General features: G+C 69.9%; 22 protein-coding genes. 6 read left to right on the top strand and 16 right to left on the bottom strand.

Going from position 1 to position 21017, the window contains the following annotated elements:
- Nucleotides 1–187: 187 nt before the first annotated feature.
- From SM573_RS25275 to SM573_RS25265, 3 genes are all read right to left on the bottom strand, one after another.
- Nucleotides 188–1531 (bottom strand): hypothetical protein, encoded by a 1344-nt coding sequence (locus SM573_RS25275; RefSeq protein WP_474617220.1) that lies wholly within the window; start codon nucleotides 1529–1531, stop codon nucleotides 188–190.
- Between the two features lie 3 nt (nucleotides 1532–1534).
- Nucleotides 1535–2620, bottom strand: a complete 1086-nt coding sequence (locus SM573_RS25270; protein ID WP_474610933.1) for an LLM class flavin-dependent oxidoreductase — start codon at nucleotides 2618–2620, stop codon at nucleotides 1535–1537.
- A 229-nt stretch (nucleotides 2621–2849) separates the two neighbouring features.
- Nucleotides 2850–3341, bottom strand: a complete 492-nt coding sequence (locus SM573_RS25265; protein ID WP_474610934.1) for a flavin reductase family protein — start codon at nucleotides 3339–3341, stop codon at nucleotides 2850–2852.
- Nucleotides 3342–3654: 313 nt separating this feature from the next.
- Between SM573_RS25265 and SM573_RS25260 the strand changes: the two genes are divergently transcribed.
- On the top strand, nucleotides 3655–4248 hold the full coding sequence (locus SM573_RS25260) for a TetR/AcrR family transcriptional regulator (protein WP_474610935.1): 594 nt from the start codon (nucleotides 3655–3657) through the stop codon (nucleotides 4246–4248).
- A 168-nt stretch (nucleotides 4249–4416) separates the two neighbouring features.
- Here the strand turns inward: SM573_RS25260 and SM573_RS25255 are convergent, their stop codons facing one another.
- Both SM573_RS25255 and SM573_RS25250 read right to left on the bottom strand, forming a co-directional pair.
- Entirely contained in the window at nucleotides 4417–5271 is an 855-nt protein-coding gene (locus tag SM573_RS25255) for an alpha/beta fold hydrolase (RefSeq protein WP_474610936.1), read from the bottom strand.
- Between the two features lie 38 nt (nucleotides 5272–5309).
- Complete coding sequence (locus tag SM573_RS25250; RefSeq protein ID WP_474610937.1) at nucleotides 5310–6332, bottom strand: zinc-dependent alcohol dehydrogenase family protein; 1023 nt, start codon at nucleotides 6330–6332, stop codon at nucleotides 5310–5312.
- Nucleotides 6333–6464: 132 nt separating this feature from the next.
- Here SM573_RS25250 and SM573_RS25245 point away from each other — a divergent pair, with 132 nt between their 5' ends.
- Nucleotides 6465–7046 carry a CGNR zinc finger domain-containing protein gene (locus tag SM573_RS25245; protein WP_474617219.1) on the top strand — a complete coding sequence of 194 codons (582 nt, stop codon included), beginning with the start codon at nucleotides 6465–6467 and terminating at the stop codon, nucleotides 7044–7046.
- Nucleotides 7047–7542: 496 nt separating this feature from the next.
- The gene (locus SM573_RS25240; protein ID WP_474610939.1) at nucleotides 7543–8130 is read left to right on the top strand and encodes a TetR/AcrR family transcriptional regulator; all 588 of its coding nucleotides are present in this window, start codon (nucleotides 7543–7545) and stop codon (nucleotides 8128–8130) included.
- A gap of 51 nt (nucleotides 8131–8181) precedes the next feature.
- Here SM573_RS25240 and SM573_RS25235 read toward each other — a convergent pair whose 3' ends face one another.
- The 5 genes from SM573_RS25235 to SM573_RS25215 form a co-directional block, all read right to left on the bottom strand.
- Nucleotides 8182–8544, bottom strand: coding sequence for a DUF1330 domain-containing protein (locus SM573_RS25235; RefSeq protein WP_196206882.1), 363 nt, complete (start codon nucleotides 8542–8544; stop codon nucleotides 8182–8184).
- A gap of 151 nt (nucleotides 8545–8695) precedes the next feature.
- On the bottom strand, nucleotides 8696–9028 hold the full coding sequence (locus tag SM573_RS25230; RefSeq protein WP_474617218.1) for a PhzF family phenazine biosynthesis protein: 333 nt from the start codon (nucleotides 9026–9028) through the stop codon (nucleotides 8696–8698).
- Nucleotides 9029–9059: 31 nt separating this feature from the next.
- On the bottom strand, nucleotides 9060–9437 hold the full coding sequence (locus tag SM573_RS25225; RefSeq protein WP_474617217.1) for a RidA family protein: 378 nt from the start codon (nucleotides 9435–9437) through the stop codon (nucleotides 9060–9062).
- The gene (locus tag SM573_RS25220; RefSeq protein ID WP_474617216.1) at nucleotides 9427–10914 is read right to left on the bottom strand and encodes a leucyl aminopeptidase; all 1488 of its coding nucleotides are present in this window, start codon (nucleotides 10912–10914) and stop codon (nucleotides 9427–9429) included. Before SM573_RS25220 ends, SM573_RS25225 begins: the two co-directional genes overlap by 11 nt.
- Nucleotides 10911–11816, bottom strand: a complete 906-nt coding sequence (locus SM573_RS25215) for a DMT family transporter (protein WP_474617215.1) — start codon at nucleotides 11814–11816, stop codon at nucleotides 10911–10913. The genes SM573_RS25220 and SM573_RS25215 overlap by 4 nt, the downstream gene beginning before the upstream one ends.
- Before the next feature lie 111 nt (nucleotides 11817–11927).
- On the opposite strand from SM573_RS25215, the gene SM573_RS25210 reads away from it, so the two are divergent.
- The 3 genes from SM573_RS25210 to SM573_RS25200 all read left to right on the top strand — a co-directional run bounded on the left by SM573_RS25210 (nucleotide 11928) and on the right by SM573_RS25200 (nucleotide 14463).
- A complete protein-coding gene (locus SM573_RS25210; protein WP_474617214.1) occupies nucleotides 11928–12806 on the top strand; it encodes a LysR family transcriptional regulator in 879 nt (292 codons plus the stop codon).
- 54 nt (nucleotides 12807–12860) lie between these two features.
- A complete protein-coding gene (locus SM573_RS25205) occupies nucleotides 12861–13475 on the top strand; it encodes an arginase family protein (RefSeq protein WP_474617288.1) in 615 nt (204 codons plus the stop codon).
- A gap of 190 nt (nucleotides 13476–13665) precedes the next feature.
- On the top strand, nucleotides 13666–14463 hold the full coding sequence (locus tag SM573_RS25200; RefSeq protein ID WP_474610946.1) for an alpha/beta fold hydrolase: 798 nt from the start codon (nucleotides 13666–13668) through the stop codon (nucleotides 14461–14463).
- Nucleotides 14464–14594: 131 nt separating this feature from the next.
- Here the strand turns inward: SM573_RS25200 and deoC are convergent, their stop codons facing one another.
- The 6 genes from deoC to SM573_RS25170 form a co-directional block, all read right to left on the bottom strand.
- A complete protein-coding gene (deoC, locus tag SM573_RS25195; RefSeq protein WP_474617213.1) occupies nucleotides 14595–15299 on the bottom strand; it encodes a deoxyribose-phosphate aldolase in 705 nt (234 codons plus the stop codon).
- Complete coding sequence (locus tag SM573_RS25190; protein WP_474617212.1) at nucleotides 15296–16009, bottom strand: GntR family transcriptional regulator; 714 nt, start codon at nucleotides 16007–16009, stop codon at nucleotides 15296–15298. The genes deoC and SM573_RS25190 overlap by 4 nt, the downstream gene beginning before the upstream one ends.
- Nucleotides 16010–16337: 328 nt before the next feature.
- On the bottom strand, nucleotides 16338–17117 hold the full coding sequence (locus SM573_RS25185) for a GNAT family N-acetyltransferase (protein WP_474617211.1): 780 nt from the start codon (nucleotides 17115–17117) through the stop codon (nucleotides 16338–16340).
- Between the two features lie 48 nt (nucleotides 17118–17165).
- Nucleotides 17166–18458 carry an MFS transporter gene (locus SM573_RS25180; protein WP_474617210.1) on the bottom strand — a complete coding sequence of 431 codons (1293 nt, stop codon included), beginning with the start codon at nucleotides 18456–18458 and terminating at the stop codon, nucleotides 17166–17168.
- Nucleotides 18455–18844 (bottom strand): FAD-dependent monooxygenase, encoded by a 390-nt coding sequence (locus SM573_RS25175; protein WP_474617209.1) that lies wholly within the window; start codon nucleotides 18842–18844, stop codon nucleotides 18455–18457. The genes SM573_RS25180 and SM573_RS25175 overlap by 4 nt, the downstream gene beginning before the upstream one ends.
- Nucleotides 18845–18908: 64 nt before the next feature.
- On the bottom strand, nucleotides 18909–20543 hold the full coding sequence (locus SM573_RS25170; protein WP_474610952.1) for a TlrC/CarA/OleB/SrmB family ABC-F type ribosomal protection protein: 1635 nt from the start codon (nucleotides 20541–20543) through the stop codon (nucleotides 18909–18911).
- Nucleotides 20544–21017 lie beyond the last annotated feature (474 nt).

Below are 21017 nucleotides of genomic sequence, written 5' to 3'. Positions count from 1 at the left end.
GTCGCATCCGCCCCATCCACGCTGTGCGCCACAGCGTGGATGGGGCCGGCCGAATGTCGTGACAGCCCCGCAGCGTCTCCACTTCGATCCGGGCCTGGAGGAATCACATGGCTGGCCCGTCATCACCGCCCCTCGGTCGGGAGGGGCGCGACGCCGGTAACACGCCGGACGGATGCCGGCCGCGGTCCTACCGCTCGTTGATCCCGCGGCCCACCCTGCGCGCCCGCCGCCTCAGAACGACGTCGAGGCCCCGTGAGCGGAATCCCACGGCGACCCGGGCGACGAGGCGAGCCCGGTTCTGACCGGCGTACACGAGAAGCAGCATGACGAGCAGGCCCGATCCGGCGACCCAGGTCGACCAGTCGGTGACCGACTCGAGGCGCGGGAAGGTCACGATCAGGCAGGCCAGCCCGGACACCGGGAAGATCAGTTGCAACCCGAGTTCGTAGAGCAGCGATCGGCCGGCCCTGTGGCGCGCGTAGTGCTCCTCCCACGTGAACATCCGCTCATCACCGGCGCACTCGGTGGCGATCGGTTTGAGAACCTCGAGAATGTAGGTGTTCGCCGCCTCCCGGTCCCTCCGGCGCCGCAGGATGGTCACCCCGGAGACCGCGGACAGGACGGGGAGCGCGAGGAGCAGCCGCGGGTCGGCGCCGTTCGCCAGGACCAGCCCCAGGAGCACCGCGACCACGGTCATGTAAGCGCCGACCAGGGCGTGCGACGCCGCCGCTTTCTGGGCGACGAGGGCGCGAATCGCGTTGTACTCCGCGATCAGGAGATTCGTGCGGGCGTCCGTGCGCGGGACCAGTTCGACATACTCGAAGCCGCGCGGGGCGCCCGGCTGCCTGACCAGTTTCTCCCACGCCATGACTGGATTGTGTCCATCGACCGCAACCACTCCCGGCGACTGCGCCGGACGGACGCGGCCGACGTGACAGGTCGTCACGTGGGCCACGTACGCCAGTGTCGTTTCCGGGTGCACCCGTGCGTCATACACGATCACCAGACTCCGCGGTTCCGCCTCCGGCGCGACCAGCAGCGGCACCGGACCGGAGAACGGCCCGGTCGGGCTCTGTGCCGTGTACGCGAACACCCGCGGGTCGAACACGAGGTTGGTGTCCTGGGTGACCAGCACGAACCCGGTGTCGAAGCGCTGCACGCCGTACGCGGTGCCCACCCCGCTGAGCAGCACCGCCGCGTCCGACTCGGTGGCCGACCAGGTCGTACCGTTCCAGAACTGCCACGCGCCGCCGAGGCTGTTGTACAGCACCTTCATCGAGCCGCCTTCGACCAGACCGTCGGCGACCCGGTAGTACTCGTCCGGATCGGCGGGAATCACCAGTGCCGTCGGTGGCGCGGCCGTTCCGCCGTGCCGCGTGGCCACCAGGATCGTCGCCGCGTCCTGCATCACGATGGTGTTGTTGACCATCGGCGTGTTCGCGGGCCGCGCGGCGTCCGCGTTCACCCTGCCCTGGAGGTGGCATTCGGGGGCGAACAGTTGCCGGCGACCATCGGCGCCAACAGGCGCCATGGATCAGGAGGAGCCTGTGGTAAGCCCGAACCCTTCGGCCACGAGGGCAAAGGAGCGTAGGCGGTCCGCAGGGTCGTAGATCATGGAGGTAAGCATCAGTTCGTCGGCCTGGGTTCGCTGTTGCAGCTCTGTCAGACCTCTGCGCACCGTGTCGGGCGCGCCGTGGATGACGTTGCCCAGCCAACTTTCGACGAACTCCTTCTCCTCGGGGGTGTAGGGGCGATTTACTGCTTCGTCCGGGGTGGGAAGGGCGACCTGCTTTCCCTGCCGCGCCAGCATCATCATCAGCGCACCTGGCCGAGCCAGGCGTTCGGCTTCGGGTCCGGTCGGGGCGCAGGTGACGTTCACGGAGACCATCACGTGTGGTGCGGCCAGGGCGGCGGAGGGGCGGAATGCTCTCCGGTATTCATCGATGGCGCGCATGGATTGCACGGGATTGATGTGGAAGGCAGCCGCGAACGGCAGGCCGAGGCGTGCGGCCACCTCGGCACCCGTGGTTCCCGAGCCAAGTGTCCAGACGGGGAGGTTGGGCGCCGCTGGCACCACGTGCACGTTGTCGCGCCGGTAGGCGTGGTTCTCCGGGAAGTCGTTGCGGAGGAAGTTGAGAAGCTCCTCAACCTGGGGCTGGAAATCGCTGCCACCTGAGCCCTCGCCGTTGCGGCGCAGCGCCCGCATGACCGATGGCAGGCCGCCGGGGCTTCGGCCGACGCCCAGGTCGATGCGGCCGGGGTGGAAGGCGTTAAGGACGCCGAACTGCTCGGCCACGATCAGTGGTGCGTGGTTGGTGAGCATGACCCCTCCCGACCCGAGCCGAATGGAGCGGGTCGCGGCACCAAGGTGGGCGAGGAGGACGGCAGGGGCCGGGCTACTTGAGGCGGGGAAGCTGTGGTGCTCGGCCACCCAGAAGCGCCGGTAACCCCACCGCTCAGCGGCCTGCGCCAGGGTCGTGGTCTGCTGGAGCGCATCGGCCGGTTGACTCTCATTGCCCCTTATGACCAGATCGAGAATCGATAGAGGCACCGGACTCCTCCCGTGCCGTTCGTTCGGGGCCGCAGCTGTCGACACACCGGTGTCACGTACATGTTCCATTGCCACTCCCTGACCTCAAACCGAAACGGACCCTAGGGTCTGCTTACCGTACCCACCGTACCGGACCCCGAGATCCGCTTAGCTGCCGGCGCTCGCCGCGTCCCGCTCCACCGACGACCAGCCCGAGGCCCCGCTTCGAACGAAAGGCGCCGGATATCCTCCAGGCCGCAGCGCGTTGCGGGGTGGAGGCCCGACATGCACCACCCCGTGTGCCTGGTGGCGACCTGGATCACGCGAGTCGGCGATAGCCGCCGCGGTGGTAGACGAGGGGTTCGCGGGAACCCGCCTGGAGTGCAAGCACCGCGGCAACGGCGATGTTGTGGTCGCCCCCGTCGTACTCGTTGATCAGGTTGCAGGTGATCCAGGCGCAGGCGTCCACCAGTAGCGGTATTCCGCGGTCGTCGAATGACCACTCACCGGCAGCGAACTTGTCTCCCCCGGAGCGAGCGAAGGCGTCGCTCACCCGATGCTGGTGCTGGGCAAGGACGTTGACGCAGAACCTCCCCACCTGGCGGATCTTCGGCCAACTGCGTGAGGTGCGGGCCATAGCGACGGAGATCAGAGGCGGGTCCAGGGAGAGCGACACGAAGGACTGACAGGTGAGCCCGACGGGACCGTCGGGACCTACGGCTGTGATGACGACGACACCGGAGGCAAAACGTCCGAGAACGTCGCGCGTGTGGTCGTACGGCCGGCTGCCGGAGGTTGAGGAATTATTCATGGCTCCGCTGGGGATGATTCGCCACCGCACGGCGCGACGACGTTCAGAGTGGCGCGGCAGCGGTCGAGTTCGTCGAGGGCCGTTGGCCAACGCGCGTGTGCGTCTCCGCCTTGGCCCGCGAGAAGCTCGACTTCCCGGACCTGGGTCTCACATGGCGGCAACTATAACCGAACCCTTGAGTCCGCTTACCGCCACCGGCAGCGTGGCGAGCCGCGCCCGGAGCGCCTTCGCTGCCCTGCGGCACACCCGCACAGTTGCCGGGAACGCAAACCTGCATGTCAGGGGGCCGCACTCCAGCCGGCACAATGGGAGAGTGAAAGTCGACGACAGCGCTCCTCCCACGTCCAGGGCGTTGGTAGCCCGCTTGCGCGCCGACGCGCGCCTCAACGACGAGCGAGTCTTCGCAGCCGCGCTGGAGATCTTCGAAGAGTTCGGCTTGCAGGGCACCGTCCCGCAGGTCGCCGAGCGCGCCAACGTCGGCAAGGCCACCGTCTACCGCAACTACCCCACCAAGGAGCACCTGGTGGAGGCTGTGGTGCGCCACCGCTTGGCCGAGTTGGAGCAGAAGACCGCGCAGGCGACGAAGAAAGCCGGCCCGGACCGCGCGTTCGCGGCCTTTGTCCTGTCGCTCTTCGGCCACCTGGCCCACGACCGTCTCCTGGCGGAGTCACTCGCAGCACGCCCCGCAGGCGCCCTCTTCGACCGGGTCGCCGCTCTCATGGAGGCGGCCAAGACCACCGGCGCCGTCCGAGCTGACGCGACCCCGCTCGACCTGCGCGTCATTCTCTGCGGCATGGCCGTGCAGCTGACCAGGATCACCGAACGGGACCCCGCACTGTGGCGGCGGTACGCGGAGATGACGCTGCAGGCGCTGGCGCCGCCGCTCTCGCCGCCTGACCTGCCGTAACTCCTCCACGCCGACTGCGTCCTCGTCGCCTGGAGCTCCGGCCTCTGACGGCTGCCAGGGGGTCTCGTGCCGCACCGCCGCTCGCGAAGGTGCGGCCTCGCGGGCGTGTCCCGTGGGGCGCCGGGACCGAGGTTCCGGCGCCCCACGGCTTCCGTTGCGGTAACCGGATCAGTCTGGGGTCGTCACCGATCCCATCAGCTTGTGGCTGTCCCACCAAGCGGTGACGATGGCGGCGTAATCATCCGGTGCGGACTCCCAGGTGAAGTGCCCGGCCTCGACGATGTCGAGTTTGCTGTTCGGCAGCCGCTCGTGCAGAAACTCGGCGTTGACCAGCGGCACCGCCGTGTCATGCCGTCCGGCGATGATCTGCACGGGCGTCTGGACTCCCGGCAGCAGGTCGCGCAGGACCGGAAGCTGCTTCGGGTAACTGCGTACGTAGGGAAGTGACCTGAAGAACCGGTCGCCTTCGTAGGACGACAGGTAGTCCTCGCGGACGTGGTCGGGAATGGCGTACCCCTCGATGTGGGGTAGCACGGCCTCGATGACGTCTCGTCCCTCGGTGCGGAACACCTCGACGTCGGGGGCCAGTACCCAGTCCCTCAGCACCTCCCCGAGTTGGATAGGCACCGCGGCGCCCCCGCTCCCCACGACGACGCTGCGCAGCCGGCCCGGATGCGCCGCCGCGGCGAAGAGCGAGGCCGAGGTGCCAATGTCGGGTCCGACGACATGGGGGTTGTCGAGCCCGAACGCGTCGGCGACGCGGATGATGAAGTCACCCATCGCCCGTGGCGTCAGCAGTGCATCGTCGCGTTCGGAATGACCAAAGCCGGGAAGGTCGACAGCGACCAGGTGGGCATGTTCGGCGAGCCTGGACCAGATCGGCCCGAAGGCGTACAGGCTCTCCGGCCACGGGCTCAGCAGGAGTGCGTGTTCGTCGCGTTCCTCGCTCTCGGCGAAACGGATCGATACTCCGTCGACGAGACGGGTTCGTGGCTGGATCGGTTGGATCGACGTGGTCGTCATTGCTGCCCCTTATCGTGAGCCGTTGACCAACGACCGGGTCAGGCCTCGACAGTCGCGGTGTCCCGCGACGCCGTGGGTGCGAACAGAATCTTGCCCGAGCGCCGCTCACGGCCCGCGTGGGCCAGGGCCTGGGCGAACTGCTCCAGTGGGTACGTCGCCTCCACCTTCGCCTTCAGCACGCCCTGCTCGACCAGTTCGGCGAGCTCGGTGTAGATCTGGGTCAGCCGCTCGCGAGGGGTGTCGCGAATCCAGGAGAGGATGAAGAAGCTGCGCAGTGAGATCGACCGGTAGATGAAGTCCCCGAGCGGGAGTACGGGTGCCTGTCCGGTGACTGCGCCGAACGTCACGACGCAGCCGCCGTCCTCGACCAGGCGTACCAGTTCGCCGACGCCCTGCGGGCCGCCGGTGCCGTCCAGCAGCAGCCGGAGCCGGTGGCTGCCGAGTGCGGCGGCGGCGCGGTCACCCAGGTCCGCACCGTCGAGCACGACGGCGTCGGCACCGTATTCGCGTACCTGCTCGGCGGCCTCTGCTCGGCGTACCACGGCCAGGACGCGCACCCCGATCCGCTTGGCGAGGGTGATGACGTGCTGGCCGACCGCCGAGTTGGCCAAGGTCAGACCGATCCAGTCGCCGGCCTTGAGTTCGGCGTAGTCGTGCAGCAGGCCGTACGCGGTCGCCGGGTTGACCGGGAGCATGGCGAGTTGCAGCGCGTCCGCGTTCTCGGAGATCGGTACGACGTCGCGGGCGGCAACGACCGTCCGCTTCGCCCAGGTGCCCCGGACGAAGGTCGGCAGGATGAGGACCCGACGCCCCACCAGGGACTGGTCCGCCTGGGGTCCGGCCCGCAGCACACGCCCGACGCCCTCGGCGCCGAGCTGCGCGGGAACCTGCGGCTGGACGCTGAACCAACCGGCGGAGAAGAGCAGGTCGGCGGGGTTGACGGGAGCGGCTTCCACCGCGACGAGCAGGTCTTCGGCCCCGAGGGTCAGGTCGGGATCGCGGTCGAGCTTGACGGTGTCGGTCAGGTCGCCGCCAACCTCGGTGAGGATGAGCTGGCTCATGGCTGAGGCTCCTTGCTGGCACCACGCGGCGCCGTAATGGGCTATCAAGTGTTGGCCATTACGTTATAGCGCAGCCGGCGGAGCGCGTAAAGGTCTTTGTTATTTAGACCATGTCGAGGTAGCGTGTGGCCCATGGCCAGGCACGAGAGTCCGGACACGCCGCGCCCGCGGATTCCCGCGTCCGCCGCGGCGATCGTGGACCTGCTCAACTCCCGGCCGCACGCGACGCCGCCACTGCCGGACACCCTCGACGACACCCGGCAGTCCGCTGCGATCCTCGGCCCGTTCGACCCCACGGGCCAGGGCGCCCCGACCCCGGCCCAGCTCGACCGGGTCCGCGCCCTGCGTGGTGATCTCATGGCGGTGCTGGCTGCCGACAGCCCGGCAGAAACGGCCCAGGCGTGGACAGCGGTGACCCGACGTATCGCCGACCTCACATTCCAACAAGTCTTCACACCGAACGGGCAGCCACAGCTGCGACAGGTGGCCGGCGATCCCCTCGTCGGCCAGATCGTGCTCACCGTCGCCGAACTCACTGCGGCAGACACCTGGTCGCGGATACGCATCTGCGGTAACGAGATGTGCTCCCACGTCTTCTACGACGCGACCCGCAGCCGTACGCAGCGCTGGCACTCCTACGAAATGTGCGGCAACCGGACAAACGTGGCCGCCTACCGGGCACGCGCCCGTGGCGCCCGCGACAGCGACGGTTAACCGTGTCCCCCGTCCCACCGCCTCGATCGGCGATCACGCTCAGGTCGGTTCACCCACCTCGGCCACGGCCGCGTCGCCGCTTCCCCACGACGGGGACGTACCCAGCCAGCCTGGCCCTGGGACCAGGTGCGGCTGGTGAGCGTACGCGAGGCCACGCGAGGACCGACGACAGTGATGTCGGATATCGCCGAGGAGCAGGCCGCCACGCACGTGCCGGGCGCCCGGCGGGAGGCGGAGGCGGCGGGAGGCGGGAGGCGCTCGTGGACCGGCGCACCGAGCGGCGGCCGGGATCAGCGGCATTCGCCGGGATCTGTCACCAGCACCGTGCACCCGGACGCCCGAGCCCGCACGCCTAACCCATGGCGCTCGGCCTGCACCGCCACGTCGCAATAGAAGCCTGGCCACGTTTCCGCGGGTCAAAAGCCTCTCGATCTTGTTCACGGACACCGCGAGGGTCGCCGCCTGGAAGTCGACTCTTAGATTCACTATGTAATCTATGGTCGGTAGGTCGCGGCTAGGTGGAGGTGGGCAGGTGAGTCGGGTATCTCGGGCCGAGGCGCAGGCTAATCGGGCGTCGGCGGTGGTTGCTGCCTCGCGGCTCTTCCGCGAGAGGGGCGTGCCGAACGTCAGTGTCGTTGACATCATGCGGTCGGTTGGCCTGACGCAAGGCGGCTTCTACAAGCAGTTCGAGTCCAAGGCGGCGCTCGTTGACGAGGCTGTGCGCCTGGGCTTCGCCGACATGATGCGATACCTGACGGATCTGCAGGAGGGGTCCGACGACCGCTCGACGGCGTGGCTGACCCTGCTGGACTCATATCTGTCGACGGAGCACCGTGACGACCCGGGCGGTGGATGCCCCGCGGCTGGGTTCGCCGGCGACGTCGCGAAGGAGCCGGCTCACCGTGACGCGTACGCCGCCGGGGTCCGCGAGATGGCCGCCTGGATCGCTCCGGGCGACGCCGGGCTGGCCGCGTTGGCCACCCTCGTCGGCGGCATACTCCTTGCTCGGGCGACGGCGGGATCCGAGGTGTCGGACGAGGTCCTGCGTGCCGTGCGGGACTCCGCCTCTCGGGTCGCCGATTGAACAGCCCAGCGCAGCCGCGGCTTCCCGCCGCGGCTGCGCTGCGCCGGTCAGTCAGTCGCCGGACCCGGCCGCGGCGACAGCGGCGCGGACCTGCTGGGCGAATCCCCGGACGGTGTAGTCCGCCGGAAGGCTGTCGATCAGCACGATGTCGGAGATCGCGTTGTTCACCCGCAGGGGCAGGATCTCTTGGTACTCGGGCGAGTTGTACCACTTCTCGGCGGCGGACCGGTCGGGGAATTCCATGAGGACGACCAAGCCCGGCCACGCTCCCTCCACAACGCTGGCCTCGCCGTTGGCGAGCCACTTGCCGCCGTAGGGCTTCACCGTTGCCTCGACCCGCTCAAGGTAGGTCAGGCCGGCATCGTTTGGGATGCCGCCGGGGATGCGCAAGTGATTGATCAGATAGGTGGCCATCTCGGACCCTTCCGGTTAGGCGACTGCCGGACGCAGCCATTAGATTACGAGCGTAATCTTACTGTGGTCTGATGCCCAGCCATGTGAGCCAGGACGCACGATGAATCTGACGTTGGACGTCGACTACAGGTCACGTATAGCACTCACGCCGCTACCAACGGATGAAGAAGCGGCAGCGCCGGTTGTCCGGCGTGGACGACATGGTGATCTCCCTGGCCGCCGCCGGTCTTCTGTGCCAGCGAACCGGATGGCAGCCGGTATTCGGCTGCCCGCGAAGTGCGCCGCCACAGTGGCGTGCCCGCAACTGGGGACCTCCGTCACCGGGGGTGAAGAACCGCACCCGTACGTCGTGGTCGTCGCCGTCGGCGGCCAGCACGAACGCCGTCTCGGAGTTGTTGAGCTCGCGCGCCACCGCGAGCATCTGCGCGTCCGTCATCCCGTCGGCCGCCAGCACCACGGCCGGGTTGCCGGTGAAGGGCCGCACGGTAAGGCGTCGACCTGGTACAGCAGCCTCATCACCGGCTCCGCCAGGCGACCCCGCCGGCGGCCACCCGGAAGCCGTGGTGCAGCCCGGCCACCTGCACCACCGCCCGCGCGGGGCGGTGGGCGCCGAACACCGCGGCGAAGACGGCGTCCACGGCGTCCCAGTCGGAGATGTCCGTGAGGTAGAGGGTGACCCGGGCGACCGAGGCGGCCCGGCCGCCAGCGGCCGTGACGACGGACAGCACATTGGTCAGTGCCTGACGTGCCTGCTCGGCGACCGTGGAAGCCGCCGAGACGCCGACCGGCAGCTGGGCGGATACCCAGACCGTACCGTCCGGCGTGACGGTGGCCTGTGCGCAGTGCCCGGACGGCTGCGGGGCTCCGGCCGTCGTGACCGTCTCAAGAGACATGGTGGTTCCCTTCGGCGAGGTCTTCGGCGAGCCGTACCAGGGTCCGCACCGCGCACCCGGTGCCGCCGCTCGGGGTGTAGCCGTACGGTGCGCCCTCGTGGAACGCCGGTCCGGCGATGTCCAGATGGGCCCAGGGCAGGCCGGCCGGCACGAATTCCTGGAGGAACAGGCCGGCCACCAGGCCGCCGCCCATCCGTTCGCCGAAGTTGGCGAGGTCCGCCACCCGCGAGTCGAGACTCGGCCGCAGCTCGCGCGGCAGTGGCATCGGCCAGCCTTGCTCGCCCGCCCGGCCGGCGGCTGCCAGCACCCGGTCGCGCAAGGAGTCGTCGTTGGACATCACGCCGAACAGGTGGTTGCCCAGACCGAACCGCATCGCGGCGGTCAGGGTGGCCACGTCCACGACCACGTCGGGTCGTTCCTCGGCGGCGCGAACCAGCGCGTCGGCGAGGACCAGCCGTCCCTCGGCGTCGGTGTTGAGCACCTCGACCGTCCGGCCGCCGTACATCCGCAGTACGTCGCCGGGGCGCAGGGCGGAGCCCGACGGCATGTTCTCGGCCAGCGCGAGCCAGCCGGTGACGGCGATCGGCAGGTCGAGCCGGGCCGCCGTCAGCACGGCGGCGAACACGGCCGCCGCTCCGGACATGTCGCGTTTCATGATCTCGTTGGCGCCGACCGGCTTCAACGAGATGCCGCCCGAGTCGTATGTGATGCCCTTGCCGACGAGAGCGAGACTCGCCCGCACTCCGGGAGGTGTGTGGGCGATGCGTACCAGCCGGGGCGGCCGGGCCGACCCCTGCCCGACGCCGAGGATGCCCCCGAAGCCGCCGGCTCTGAGCGCCGCCTCGTCGAGCACCTCGACCGCCGTCCCGAATTCCCGCCCGGCGGCGCTGACGGCGTCGGCGAAACTCTCCGGGTGGAGGTCGTTGGCCGGCATGTTGACCAGGTCGCGCGCCCGGTTCACCCCGTCGCCGAGCACCCCGGCCCGCCGCACGGCCGCCTCGGCGTCGGCCCGGCCGCCCGGGTCGGTGAGGATCACCAGCTCGCGGACCGGGGCGGCGGTCCCGCTGCGGTAGGTGGTGAAGGCGTAGGCACCGAGTAGCCCGCCCAGCGTGACCGCCTCCACGGCCTCGGGGGTCGGTGCGGGCAGCGCCAGGGCGACCGTTCCCGCGCCGGCCAGTGTCCGGGCGGCTGTTCCGGCGGCGCGGCGCAACACCTCCGGGTCGTACTCGCGGTCATGCTCGCCGACGCCGACCGCGAGGATCAGCCGGGTCGCGAAGCCGGCGGGTGCCGGCAGCTTCACCACCTCGCCCTCGGCGCCGGTGGCGCCGAGCGTGCCGAGGAGCTCCACGAGCCGGCCGTCGAACGTCCCGGTCGATGCCGTCGGCAGCGGTCCCCGGGGACCCCGGGCGACCCCGATCACGATGCAGTCCGCGCGCAGGGACATGGCGGGGGTGGTACTGACGTTCAATGCGGTCAACGTCGGGCCTCCTCTCGTCTCGGAGCGGCCGGTTCCCGGGTGCGGCGGCGGGTCAGGGCGACCCCGACGAGCACGATCGCCATGCCGACGACGACTCGTAGGCCGAGATCCTCGTCGAGGACGGCGGCTCCGAGGGCCACCGACACCACCGGCAGCAGATAGCCGATCGCCGCGGTGTTGGTCGCCCCTTCGGCGGCGATGCTCCGGTAGGTCAGGTGGAACGTGACCCCGGTGGCGACCACGCCCAGGATCACGACCGCGGCGAGCGTCACGGGGCCGACAGTGACCGGGGCCAGTCCCCCGGCCGGCAGGGTCAGCGTGGTCAGGCCGGTCGCCGCGAGAAGCTGCGCTGCGGAGAGCGAGATGGTCGCAGTGCCCTTGCCGACCAGGTGCCGGCCCATGTAGGCGAAGCCGACGGCATAACTCGCCGCCGCGGCGACGATGGCCAGAGCACCCCAGCCGACGGGCCCGGTCGTCCGCCACGGAGCGAAGATCAGCACGACTCCGGCGAACCCGAGCAGCAGCCCGGCCAGCCGTACCGGGCGCACCCCGCGCTCGGTGCCGATGATCACGCCGATCACCAGTGACCAGAGCGGGGTCGTCGCGTTCAGCACGCCGGCCACCCCGGAGGCGATGGTCTGCTGGCCGAAGCTGAACAGGGCGAACGGCAGGGCGTTGCAGAAGAAGGCGGCCACGACGACGTGACCCCAGGTCACCCGGTCACGAGGCAGGCGGCGGCCGGAGCCCAGGCAGGCGAGCAGCAGGGTGACTGATCCGAGCACACACCGGCTGAGCGTGACCTGGACCGGGCTGAGCGCCTCAAGGGCCAGCTCGATCCAAAGGAATGTAGAACCCCACAGCAGCGCCAGCGCGCCGACGCGTACCCATGGCCAGCCCTTCACGGCACCCCCTTGATCGACTTACGTCACGAAGGCTGCCCGAGCCGACGGTGAAGGACAAGCGAAAGATTTTGCACGTCCGTTAAGCTGAGCTACATGCTCGATGTCAGGCGTATGCAGGTACTACGGGCGGTCGCGGCCAGCGGATCGGTGACCGCGGCGGCGGCCCATCTGCGGTGCACCCCGTCGGCGGTCAGCCAACAGGTGGCGGCACTGGAGAAGGAGGCCGGAATCGAGCTGCTCGAACGCGCCGGCCGAGGCGTGCGGCCCACCGCGGCGGGGCAACTGCTCATCGAGCGCGCGACGATCATCAGCCGGCACGTCGCCGAGACCGAGACCGCACTGGCCGACCTGCGTGCCGGCCGCGCCGGCCGGCTGACGATCCACTACTTCGCCTCGATCGGCCCGACCCTGCTGGCCCCCGCCATCGCCCGGATCCGCCGGGAACATCCCGGCGTGGCAGTCGACCCCAGGCTCACCGATCCGCGCGATGCCCTACCCGACGTCGAGCGAGGCGACGGCGACCTGGCCATCGTGGTCGGTCGCCCCGGCGCTACGGGCCGGCCGGGGATCCGCCTGGTACATCTGCTCGACGACGCGTACCGGGCAGTGCTGCCGGCCGGGCACCCGCTCGCCGACCGCGAAGCGGTGGACCTCGCCGACCTGGCGGGCGAGCCGTGGGTCGGCGGCGAGCCGCCCGGCCCCTGCCTGGAGCCGATCGTCGAGGCCTGCGCCGCGGCCGGCTTCAGCCCGGACTTCGTGGCGAAGTCGCAGGACTACGCCACGGCCCAGAGCTTCGTGGCCGCCGGCCTCGGCGTCACCCTGATCCCACAGCTCGGACTGAGTGCCGGCCACCCCCGCGTCGCGGTCCGCCCGGTCCACCGTCCGGAACCGGTGCGGGCAATCTACGCCGCGGTCCGGGAGGGCGCACTCGCGCAACCCGCCCTCGGCACACTCATCGACGCCCTCATAGACGTCGCCGGCGTCAACTGACCTGGGCCGCGGGCTCAGCGAGGTGTTCGTTATCTCGACCGGTGAAAGGAAACGCTGGGCAGCCGTGCGACGGTAGCCGTGGGCGGTGACTGCGGAGTCGAACTGGCGCCTGTCGAAGCGGCGCTCGCCCGCTACGGGACCGGGCTTGCCGTCGTGTGGTTCGACGCTCACGCGGATCTCAACACGCCGGCGTCGTCGCCGTCCGGCGCATTCCACGGCATGGTCCTGCGCACCCTGCTCGGCGAAGGCCCCCGAGACCTGCTGCCGGTCCGGATACTGCAACCGGAACAGGTGGTTCTCGCCGGGGTCCGTGCGCTCGATCCCGAAGAGCGAGACTTCGTCGGTAGTAACGCCGTCGCGCACGTCGAGGCAGCACAGTTGGTAGACCCGTCACCACTCATAGCCGCTGTAGCCGCCACCGGCGCCCGGGCCGTCTATGTGCACATCGACCTCGACGTGCTCGATCCTCAGGTGTTCGCCTCGGTGGGCACCCCGGAGCCGTGCGGCCTGACCCCCGACCAACTCGTAGCGGCCGTGCGGGCCATCGCCGCCAGGTTCGCCGTCGCGGGACTAGGCATCACCGAGTACGAGCCCAACCGGCCCAGCGATGAGGACCTCGTCAGCGGTATCGTTCGCGCGCTCGTACCCCTGGTGCCGGCGGGTGACTGAGCGGGCGTCGCCCCTTCGCAGCCAGCAGCCGCGAGCGCGGCCGACCGTGCGATGCGGCGAGGCTCACAGATCCGACCATCGTGGAGGCCGGGACTCGTTCTGATCGCGGGCCGACAATCAGCCGATGGAAATGTCTCTGCCGGTTGACGGCTTCCGCTTGGCATTCGATCGGGTCGGCCAAGGTCCGGCCGTGGTGCTGCTGCATGGCTGGCCCGGCGACCGTACGGACTACCGGGACCTCGTCCCGCTGCTGGCGCCGGTCTCCGACGTGGTGGTTCCGGATCTGCGCGGCTTCGGCGGGTCGGACAAGCATGCGGCTGACCCGGCCGCCCAGTACAGCGCCGACGCGCAGGCACGCAGCGTCCTGGGGCTGATCGAGGAGCTCGGGCTCGACCGGCCGGTGCTGGCCGGCTATGACATCGGCAGCCGGATCGCCCAGGCCCTCGCACGCCTGCGGCCGGACCTGGTCCGGGCGCTGGTCCTGTCGCCGCCGCTGCCGGGAATCGGCAGCCGGATCCTCAGCGCGCCGGCCCAGCAGGAGTTCTGGTACCAGCCCTTCCACCAGCTCGGTCTGGCCGAGCGGCTCCTGGACAGCCGCCCGCACGCGGTGCGCGAGTATCTGTGGCACTTCTGGACGCACTGGTCCGGACCCGGTTTCCAGGTCACGGAGGAACGGCTGGACCACCTGGTCTCCCGCTACGCCGAGCCGGGGGCGTTCACGGCTTCCATCGGCTGGTACCGGGCCGGTGCTGGCGCGGTCAACCGGTCCGTCGCCGAGCAGCCGCCACCGGCGCGCGACCGGATCACAGCACCGACGACCGTGTTGTGGCCCGAGTTCGATCCGCTCTTCCCGCGGGCCTGGTCCGACCGGCTCGACGAGTTCTTCGCCGACGTCCGGCTGCGACACCTCGACGGCGTGGGTCACTTCACCCCGGTGGAGGCCCCGCACGAGTTCGCCTCCGCCGTCACGGCGACCCTCGTCGCATGATCCGCCTGACCGCTACCGCGCCCACGGGAGCAGAGAATCACTTCGGCGTGCGGCGGGGACGCGCCGTACCCCGTTATGGACGCTCGGTTCAGGTGGCGCGGGTAGCCGGGTCGTCTTCCCGTAGTCGCCGGTCAGTAGCTGCTGTCGGAGACGGTGGTGGGGGTAGCCGGGAGTTCGCCGCGTTCGCGGGCGGCGAAGTCGTCGAGGATGGCTTCAGTGGCGGTTGCGCCGAAGCGGGTGGCGCCGGCTTGGTGCAGCTTGAGCAGGGTGTCGAGGCTGCGGACGCCGCCGGCTGCCTTGACCTCGATGTGTGGGGAGACCGTGGCGCGCATGAGCTGGACGTCGGCCAGGATGGCGCCGCCGGGGGCGAAGCCGGTGCTGGTCTTGACGAAGTGTGCCCCGGCCTGTTCGGCGGTTCGGCAGCCGAGGATTTTCTGCTCGTCGTTGAGGTAGGCGTTCTCCAGGATCACCTTCACGACGCGGCCCTGCGCGGCGGCGACTACGGCGGCGATGTCGTCGTGGACGTAGGCGGTGTCGCCGCTGCGTAGCCGGCCGATGTGCAGGACCATGTCGATCTCGTCGGCGCCGGCCTCGATGAGCTCGCGGGTTTCGGTGGCCTTGATCGTGGTGGGGGTGTCGCCGTGCGGGAAGCCGGCCACGGTTCCGACGAGCACGCTGGTGCCCGCTAGGGCGGCCTTGGCGAGTTTGACATCGGAGGGGCGCACGCAGACCGAGGCGACTTGACGGCGGGCGGCGATCTCGAAGCCTTGCCGGATGTCGTCGGTGCCTAGTTCGGGGCGCAGCAGTGAATGGTCGATCATCTTGGCGATGTTCATCGGGTTTCTCCTGTTCGGGGTGGCTGCACGTCGAAGGTGACGTGCAGGTCGTAGCGGTCGCCGACGTAGCGGCTGACGGTGTACTCGAGCGGCACTGCGTGCTGGTCGACGATCAGCCGGGTCTCCACGAGCAGTGGTTCATCGGCCGGGACGTGCAGCAGCACGCCGTCGCGGCCGGCGCGCTGGGCGGTCAGTCGGGAGGAGCCCAGCGTGGGGCGCAGCCCTCGCTCGCGTAGGGCACGGTGCAGGGATCCGGTCTCCAGGTCGAGGTCGAGCAGGCCGTCCAGGTGCGACGGGAAACAGGCGTACTCGACTGCCAGGGGCACGTCGTCGGCGATGCGTACCCGCACGATGGAGACCACCCTCGGCGCGGCTGCGGTCAGCTGCAACGCTGCTGCCTCAGCGGGTGAGGCGACCCGCACCTCGCCCTGCACCAGTCGCGAGGCCGGGGTACGGCCCCAGCTCCGCACCTGGTCCTGGAAACTCATCAACGTCCCCGCGGCCCGTGGCTCGGGCCGGTGCCGCACAAACGTGCCCCGGCCCTGGACCCGCTCGATGAGACCATCGGACTCCAGGGCGTTGAGCGCCGCCCGCACCGTCATCCGGGCGACGCCGAACTCCTCAGCCAACGCCGACTCGGCCGGCACGACATCGCCCGGCCGCGCCTGACCCAGACGCGCCCGCAACTCCCGCTCGATCCGTACGTACAACGGCGGAGCCTTGGGAATCACTAGTCCTCCAGGTCATCTAGACAAATTTAATGTGACAGCTAACCACTGGCCCGTCAACGATGAACCAGAACTCCTCCACGAGGCCGACCGGGCGCCTGAGCACGCCCTTGCTCCTCGCTGCGCCACCGTGAGAGCTAGCGGCCGTCGGGCCCCGAACACGATGCGTACCGTGGGACAGCGGCGGCGAGGCGCGGAGCTGGAACAGGCGATCCTCCGCGCGGCCGCCGAGGAAATGACGGCCTCCGGCTACGCCGGCATGACGGTGGACAAGGTCGCCCAGCGGCGGCTGGCGCGTCTGCTCATCGCCTCAGACGCTCCGTCGCGAGGGCGACGTCAGGCACTTGCCCATGCTGATGTCGTCGACGTAAGCGCCGTCGATCAGGAACTCGTTGACGCATCGACCCTCGACGGCATAATCGTGCTGTTCGTAGAGCCGTATGGCGCCGGTGTTGGTCGCCAGGACGCGCAGTCCGACCTTCTTCGCGTCTCGTGAGGCGGCAAGGCGTTCGGCGGCCGAAAGCAGGGCTGAGGCGATACTCATGCGGCGGGCTTGCTCGGCTACCACCAGGTTCCACAGGCCGAAGACGTGAGCCCCTTCCGGGAACGGGGTCGCCTGGTGGGTACTCACGGTGCCGATGATCTGGCCGCCGAGGGCGGCGACCAGGTGGGTTGCGGGCTTCCGTCGTTCGTTGAAGTACGCCGTTCGCTCCTCGGCCCGGGTGGAGGGGAGCCCCGACCCGGCGGTCCACGCCGTACGGTCGAGGGCGAGGAGAGCGGCGTCGTCCTCGGTTGTGGCGGGTCGCACCAAGGGCAGCCAGTCGACGGTGAGCGTGTCCTTGGTCGCGAATCGCAGCAGGTGGCGGGTGATGGTGTCCTCCACCGCCGCGATGGCGTCCGCCGTGCCAGCCTTGACGATCATGTCGAAATGGGCGGTCGAGGCCACGAGCAGGCAGCTGCCGAGGCTGAACATGATGGACCCGCGGTCCTCGTCGAGTGCGGTGGGCACCTTGCGCCCCATGTGGGAGACCAGTTGCTTGATGTAGCGGTGAGGGCGGTCGGTGACGACGCGTGCGGTCGAGTAGAGCATCTGATGCCTTTCCGGCAGTCGTGACATCGGAACTGGTGGGTGCACCGATCAGGCAGAGACGACAGCATCGGTCACCCGGGCGGGGTGGCTGTCCTCTACCAAACTCTTACGGTCGGAAGAACCCCGTAGCGCCGCCTCGACCCGGCGGTTGCTGGTCATGGTCGACGTGACGGCGGTCATGGTGAGGAGGAGGCCGGCGGCGGTGTAGAGCGGAGTGCGTACGTCGTAGGTGGTGGCCAGCCAGCCGCCGAGGAAGGCGCCGAACGGGGCGGCGCACATGGCGAGCATGCGGGACGTGGAGGCAACCCGGCCCATCAGGTGGGCGGGAACGATCGCCTGTCGGAGGGAGGGGCCGAGCACCATCGTGGCGCCCATGCCCGCTCCGCAGACGGCGAGCGCGAGGCCCGCGACGTACGGGTTCGGGGCGGCGGCCAGGCCCAGGATGGCGAGGCCCTCGGCTGCGGCCGTGCAGGTGAGCGCGGTGCCGGTGCCGAGTCGTCGGCCGAGGAAGGAGGCGATTCCCGCGCCGAGCAGGCCGCCGGTGGCCTCCGCCGTGAGGAGCAGGCCGAAGCCGAAGGTGCCGATGCCGAGACGATCGTGCGCGAAGAGGGCGAGGACGGTCGCCACGGCGAGGAAGGCGATGTTCCCGACCGCTGGGCGCAGCGCGAGCCCGAGCAGCAACCGGTCCCGGAAGACGTACGAGGCACCGGCCCGCGCTTGCCGCAGCAACGACTCACGGACCTGCGGTACGGGCCGGGGTACGGCAGGAAGCGACCGTACGAGCAGTGCGGAGAGCGCGAACGACACCGCGTCGGCGAGCAGCGGAACCGCCCGCCCGAGGGCGAGCAGGGCACTGCCCGCGGGCGGCCCCGCGAAGCCGGACATGGCGGTCTGGGCGCCGCGCAGGCGGGAGTTGGCGCGCTCCAGGAGCGCGGGGTCGCGGCCGAGGAGATCCGGAAGATAGGCCGTGGCGGCCGTGTCGAAGAAGAGTCCGCCGAGGCCGAGCAAGAAGGCGACGGCCGCGAGCAGTGGAATGCTCAGCACGTCGAGCGCGGCGGCCGCCGCCGGTATCGCGAGCGACGCCGCGCGCGCCGCGTCCATGACCCACATCGTGCGCCGACGGTCCCAGCGGTCCACCAGCGCGCCGCCGAGCACCCCGAAGAGCAGCCACGGCAGCGTGCCAGCGGCGGTGACGACGGCGAGCGCCATCGGATCCCGCGTCAACGTCAACGCAAGCAGCGGCAGCGCGGCATGCGACACTCCGTCACCGAGCGAGGACACCGTCTGCGCAGCCCACAGCCGTCCGAAGCCGGTCGGCAACCTCCGCACGTCTGAGGTCACCTGGCACCTCCCTCGACGCGCTCGCGCGGTGCCGGGTGGCACAGAGCGACCGGGGCCTGTGACCGCGCCCCCAGCTGTCCCCGCACCTTTCGCGTCCGTACCACCCGCATCTGCGGATCCGCCAGGTGCGTGAAGTCCAGGTGCAGGGTGCCGAACGGAAATCCAGGGGCGACCTGGGGTTTGCTGCTGGCCTCCTCGAATCGCTCCAGAACTCCCCGGTGGCGCAGCAGGTCCAGGATCCGCCCGCCGAGACCGCTGGCCTTCGGGATGTCTCGCGGCTGCGGGTGGCGCTCCAGCACCACCGTCCGGGCTCCGGCCAGGCGCAATTCCCCGGCCAACATCAAGCCCGCCGGACCGGCGCCCACCCTGATTACGTCAGTCTCCATTACTTGCCATTCCCCTCTGAGGTTCTCTTCGCCCCTGGCACCGCCGTCGCGGCAGGTGCCGGCGTCAGCCGGTCCTCTCGCTGAGTTGTTCCACGTGGCCGGCACGTAGCTGTAGGTGCGTGGCGGCGAACCAAGCCCGCATCCGGCGGTCGTGGGTGACGACGACCACTGCGCCCTGGTAGTCGACCAGCGCCTGCTCCAACTCCTCGACCAGAGCAGGGCTGAGGTGATTGGTCGGCTCGTCCAGGAGGAGCAAATCGACCGGCTTGCTGACCAGGCGGGCCACTTCGAGCCTGCGGAGTTGTCCGTACGACAGCTCCCTTACCCGCAACCGCAGGTCAGCCGGCCGAAACAGGCCCAGCGACAGCAGTTCGTCCGGGTCACCAGCCGGCCCGCCGGCGAACGCTTCCAACACGGTCAGGTCCGGCGGCCACGGCGTCATCTGCTGCCGCAGGTGACCGATCCGGCCCTGGGTGTTTACCCTTCCCTCGTCCGGGCGCAGTTCTCCTGCCAGGACCCGGATGAGGGTGGACTTGCCGGCCCCGTTAGGCCCAGTGACCAGAAGCCGGTCCGTGCCGCCGATCCGCAGTGACGGCACGTACAGCCGGTCGGTGACGCGAACCTCGGTGAGCTCGGCAACCGTCTCCGGGGCGTCCTTGTCGACACCGGTGATGCTGGCCGAGAACACCAACGGGTCGGGCGGCGGCGCGACCGGGTTAGCCGTGAGGCGCTCGATGCGCTCCTTGGCGTTGCGGATGCGTCCCATCGCACCGTGATCACGGCCGCGGGCACGGAAGGCGCCGTGCCCGAACTTGGCCATCGGCGCCTTACGCGGGATCGCTTCCAGACGGAACGCGTTGGCGGCAGCGAGCTTACGGTTGCGGACCATCTGATGGCGCCAGTCTTCGTACTCCTGTAGCCGACGGCGGCGTTCGGCGGCCGTGGCGGTCAGGTACCCGTCGTAGCCGTCGCCGTGGCGTGTCACCGTGCCCTGACCGACGTCCAGGATCGTGTCGGTGACCCGGCTGAGGAACTCCCGGTCATGGGTGACCGCGAGCAGCGTGCCGCGGTGCTGCCGCAGGCGCGCCTCCAGCCAGCCCACGGCCTGATCATCGAGGTCGTTGGTCGGCTCGTCGAGCAGGAGCAGTTCCGGCTGGGAGGCCAGCGTGGCGGCCAGCGCCAGCCGGGACCGCTCCCCACCGGACAGGGTGCCGAGCGCCCGCGTACGGTCCAGATTCGGCAGGCCGAGCCGGTGCAACGCCTTCTCGACCCGGGTGTCCGCCCCGTACCCGCCCCGTGCTTCGTAACGGGAAACCAGCCCGGCGTAGTGCTCCAGGCCGGCGACGAGTTCAGCCCTCGACAGACCGTTCAGTCCGGCTTCGGTGTGCGTGATCAGCGACTCGAGCTCGCGGAGGTCGGCCAGAGAGAGATCGATCGCGTCCTGGACCAAGGCATGTGGCGGCAGCGCCAGCGATTGGGCCAGGTAGCCGACACCGCCGGGGGCAATCACCGTCAGTTCCCCGTTGTCGGGTCGGTCCACCCCGGCGATCAGGCGTAACAGGGTCGACTTCCCGGCGCCGTTGTCGCCGATGATGCCGACCTTCTCGCCCGGTTTGACGCTGAAGGACACGCCGGCCAGCACGGTGCGCTCGTCGTAGCGGCGGATGATGTGGTGCAGCGAAAGTTGCGACGTGAGCAAGACGGCCCCTGATCTGACAGCTTGACAAAGACATGCCGGTGACGGCCGTTCGGCCGCGACGGTCAGGTGCCGAGCGCAAGGGCTCTCGACCCGTTGCGGCGCCGCCTCGTCGGATTACGTTCACCGAACGGCGACGCAAACGCCCCGCACCGGCCCGGGTCACGCTCGCGTCGCGAAGGCGGAACGCGCCCACAGGTAGCCGACGAGGGCGATCGCCACGCCGCAGGCCGGAGACCGAGATTGCCGGGGTCGTCACGTGGTCACCTCCGGGGTGGCCTCGGCGCCGTCGAGCGCCGCGGCCCCGGATCACCGGGCGGGTCTCGGCTCCCGCCCGGGGCGGCGCACGTCCGGGGGCGGATAGCATCTTTCATGACAAACCTCTCTTCAGCGGGACGCGTCGGCCCGGTGCTGCTGGACCGGGGTCAGGGCCGCGGGTTACGGCAGGGTGAGTTCGTAGCGGAGACGCCGCCCGAG

Source organism: Micromonospora xinjiangensis (assembly GCF_056150165.1).
Note: the sequence above shows the minus strand (reverse complement) of the source record. Positions and strands in the feature narration are given on the sequence as shown.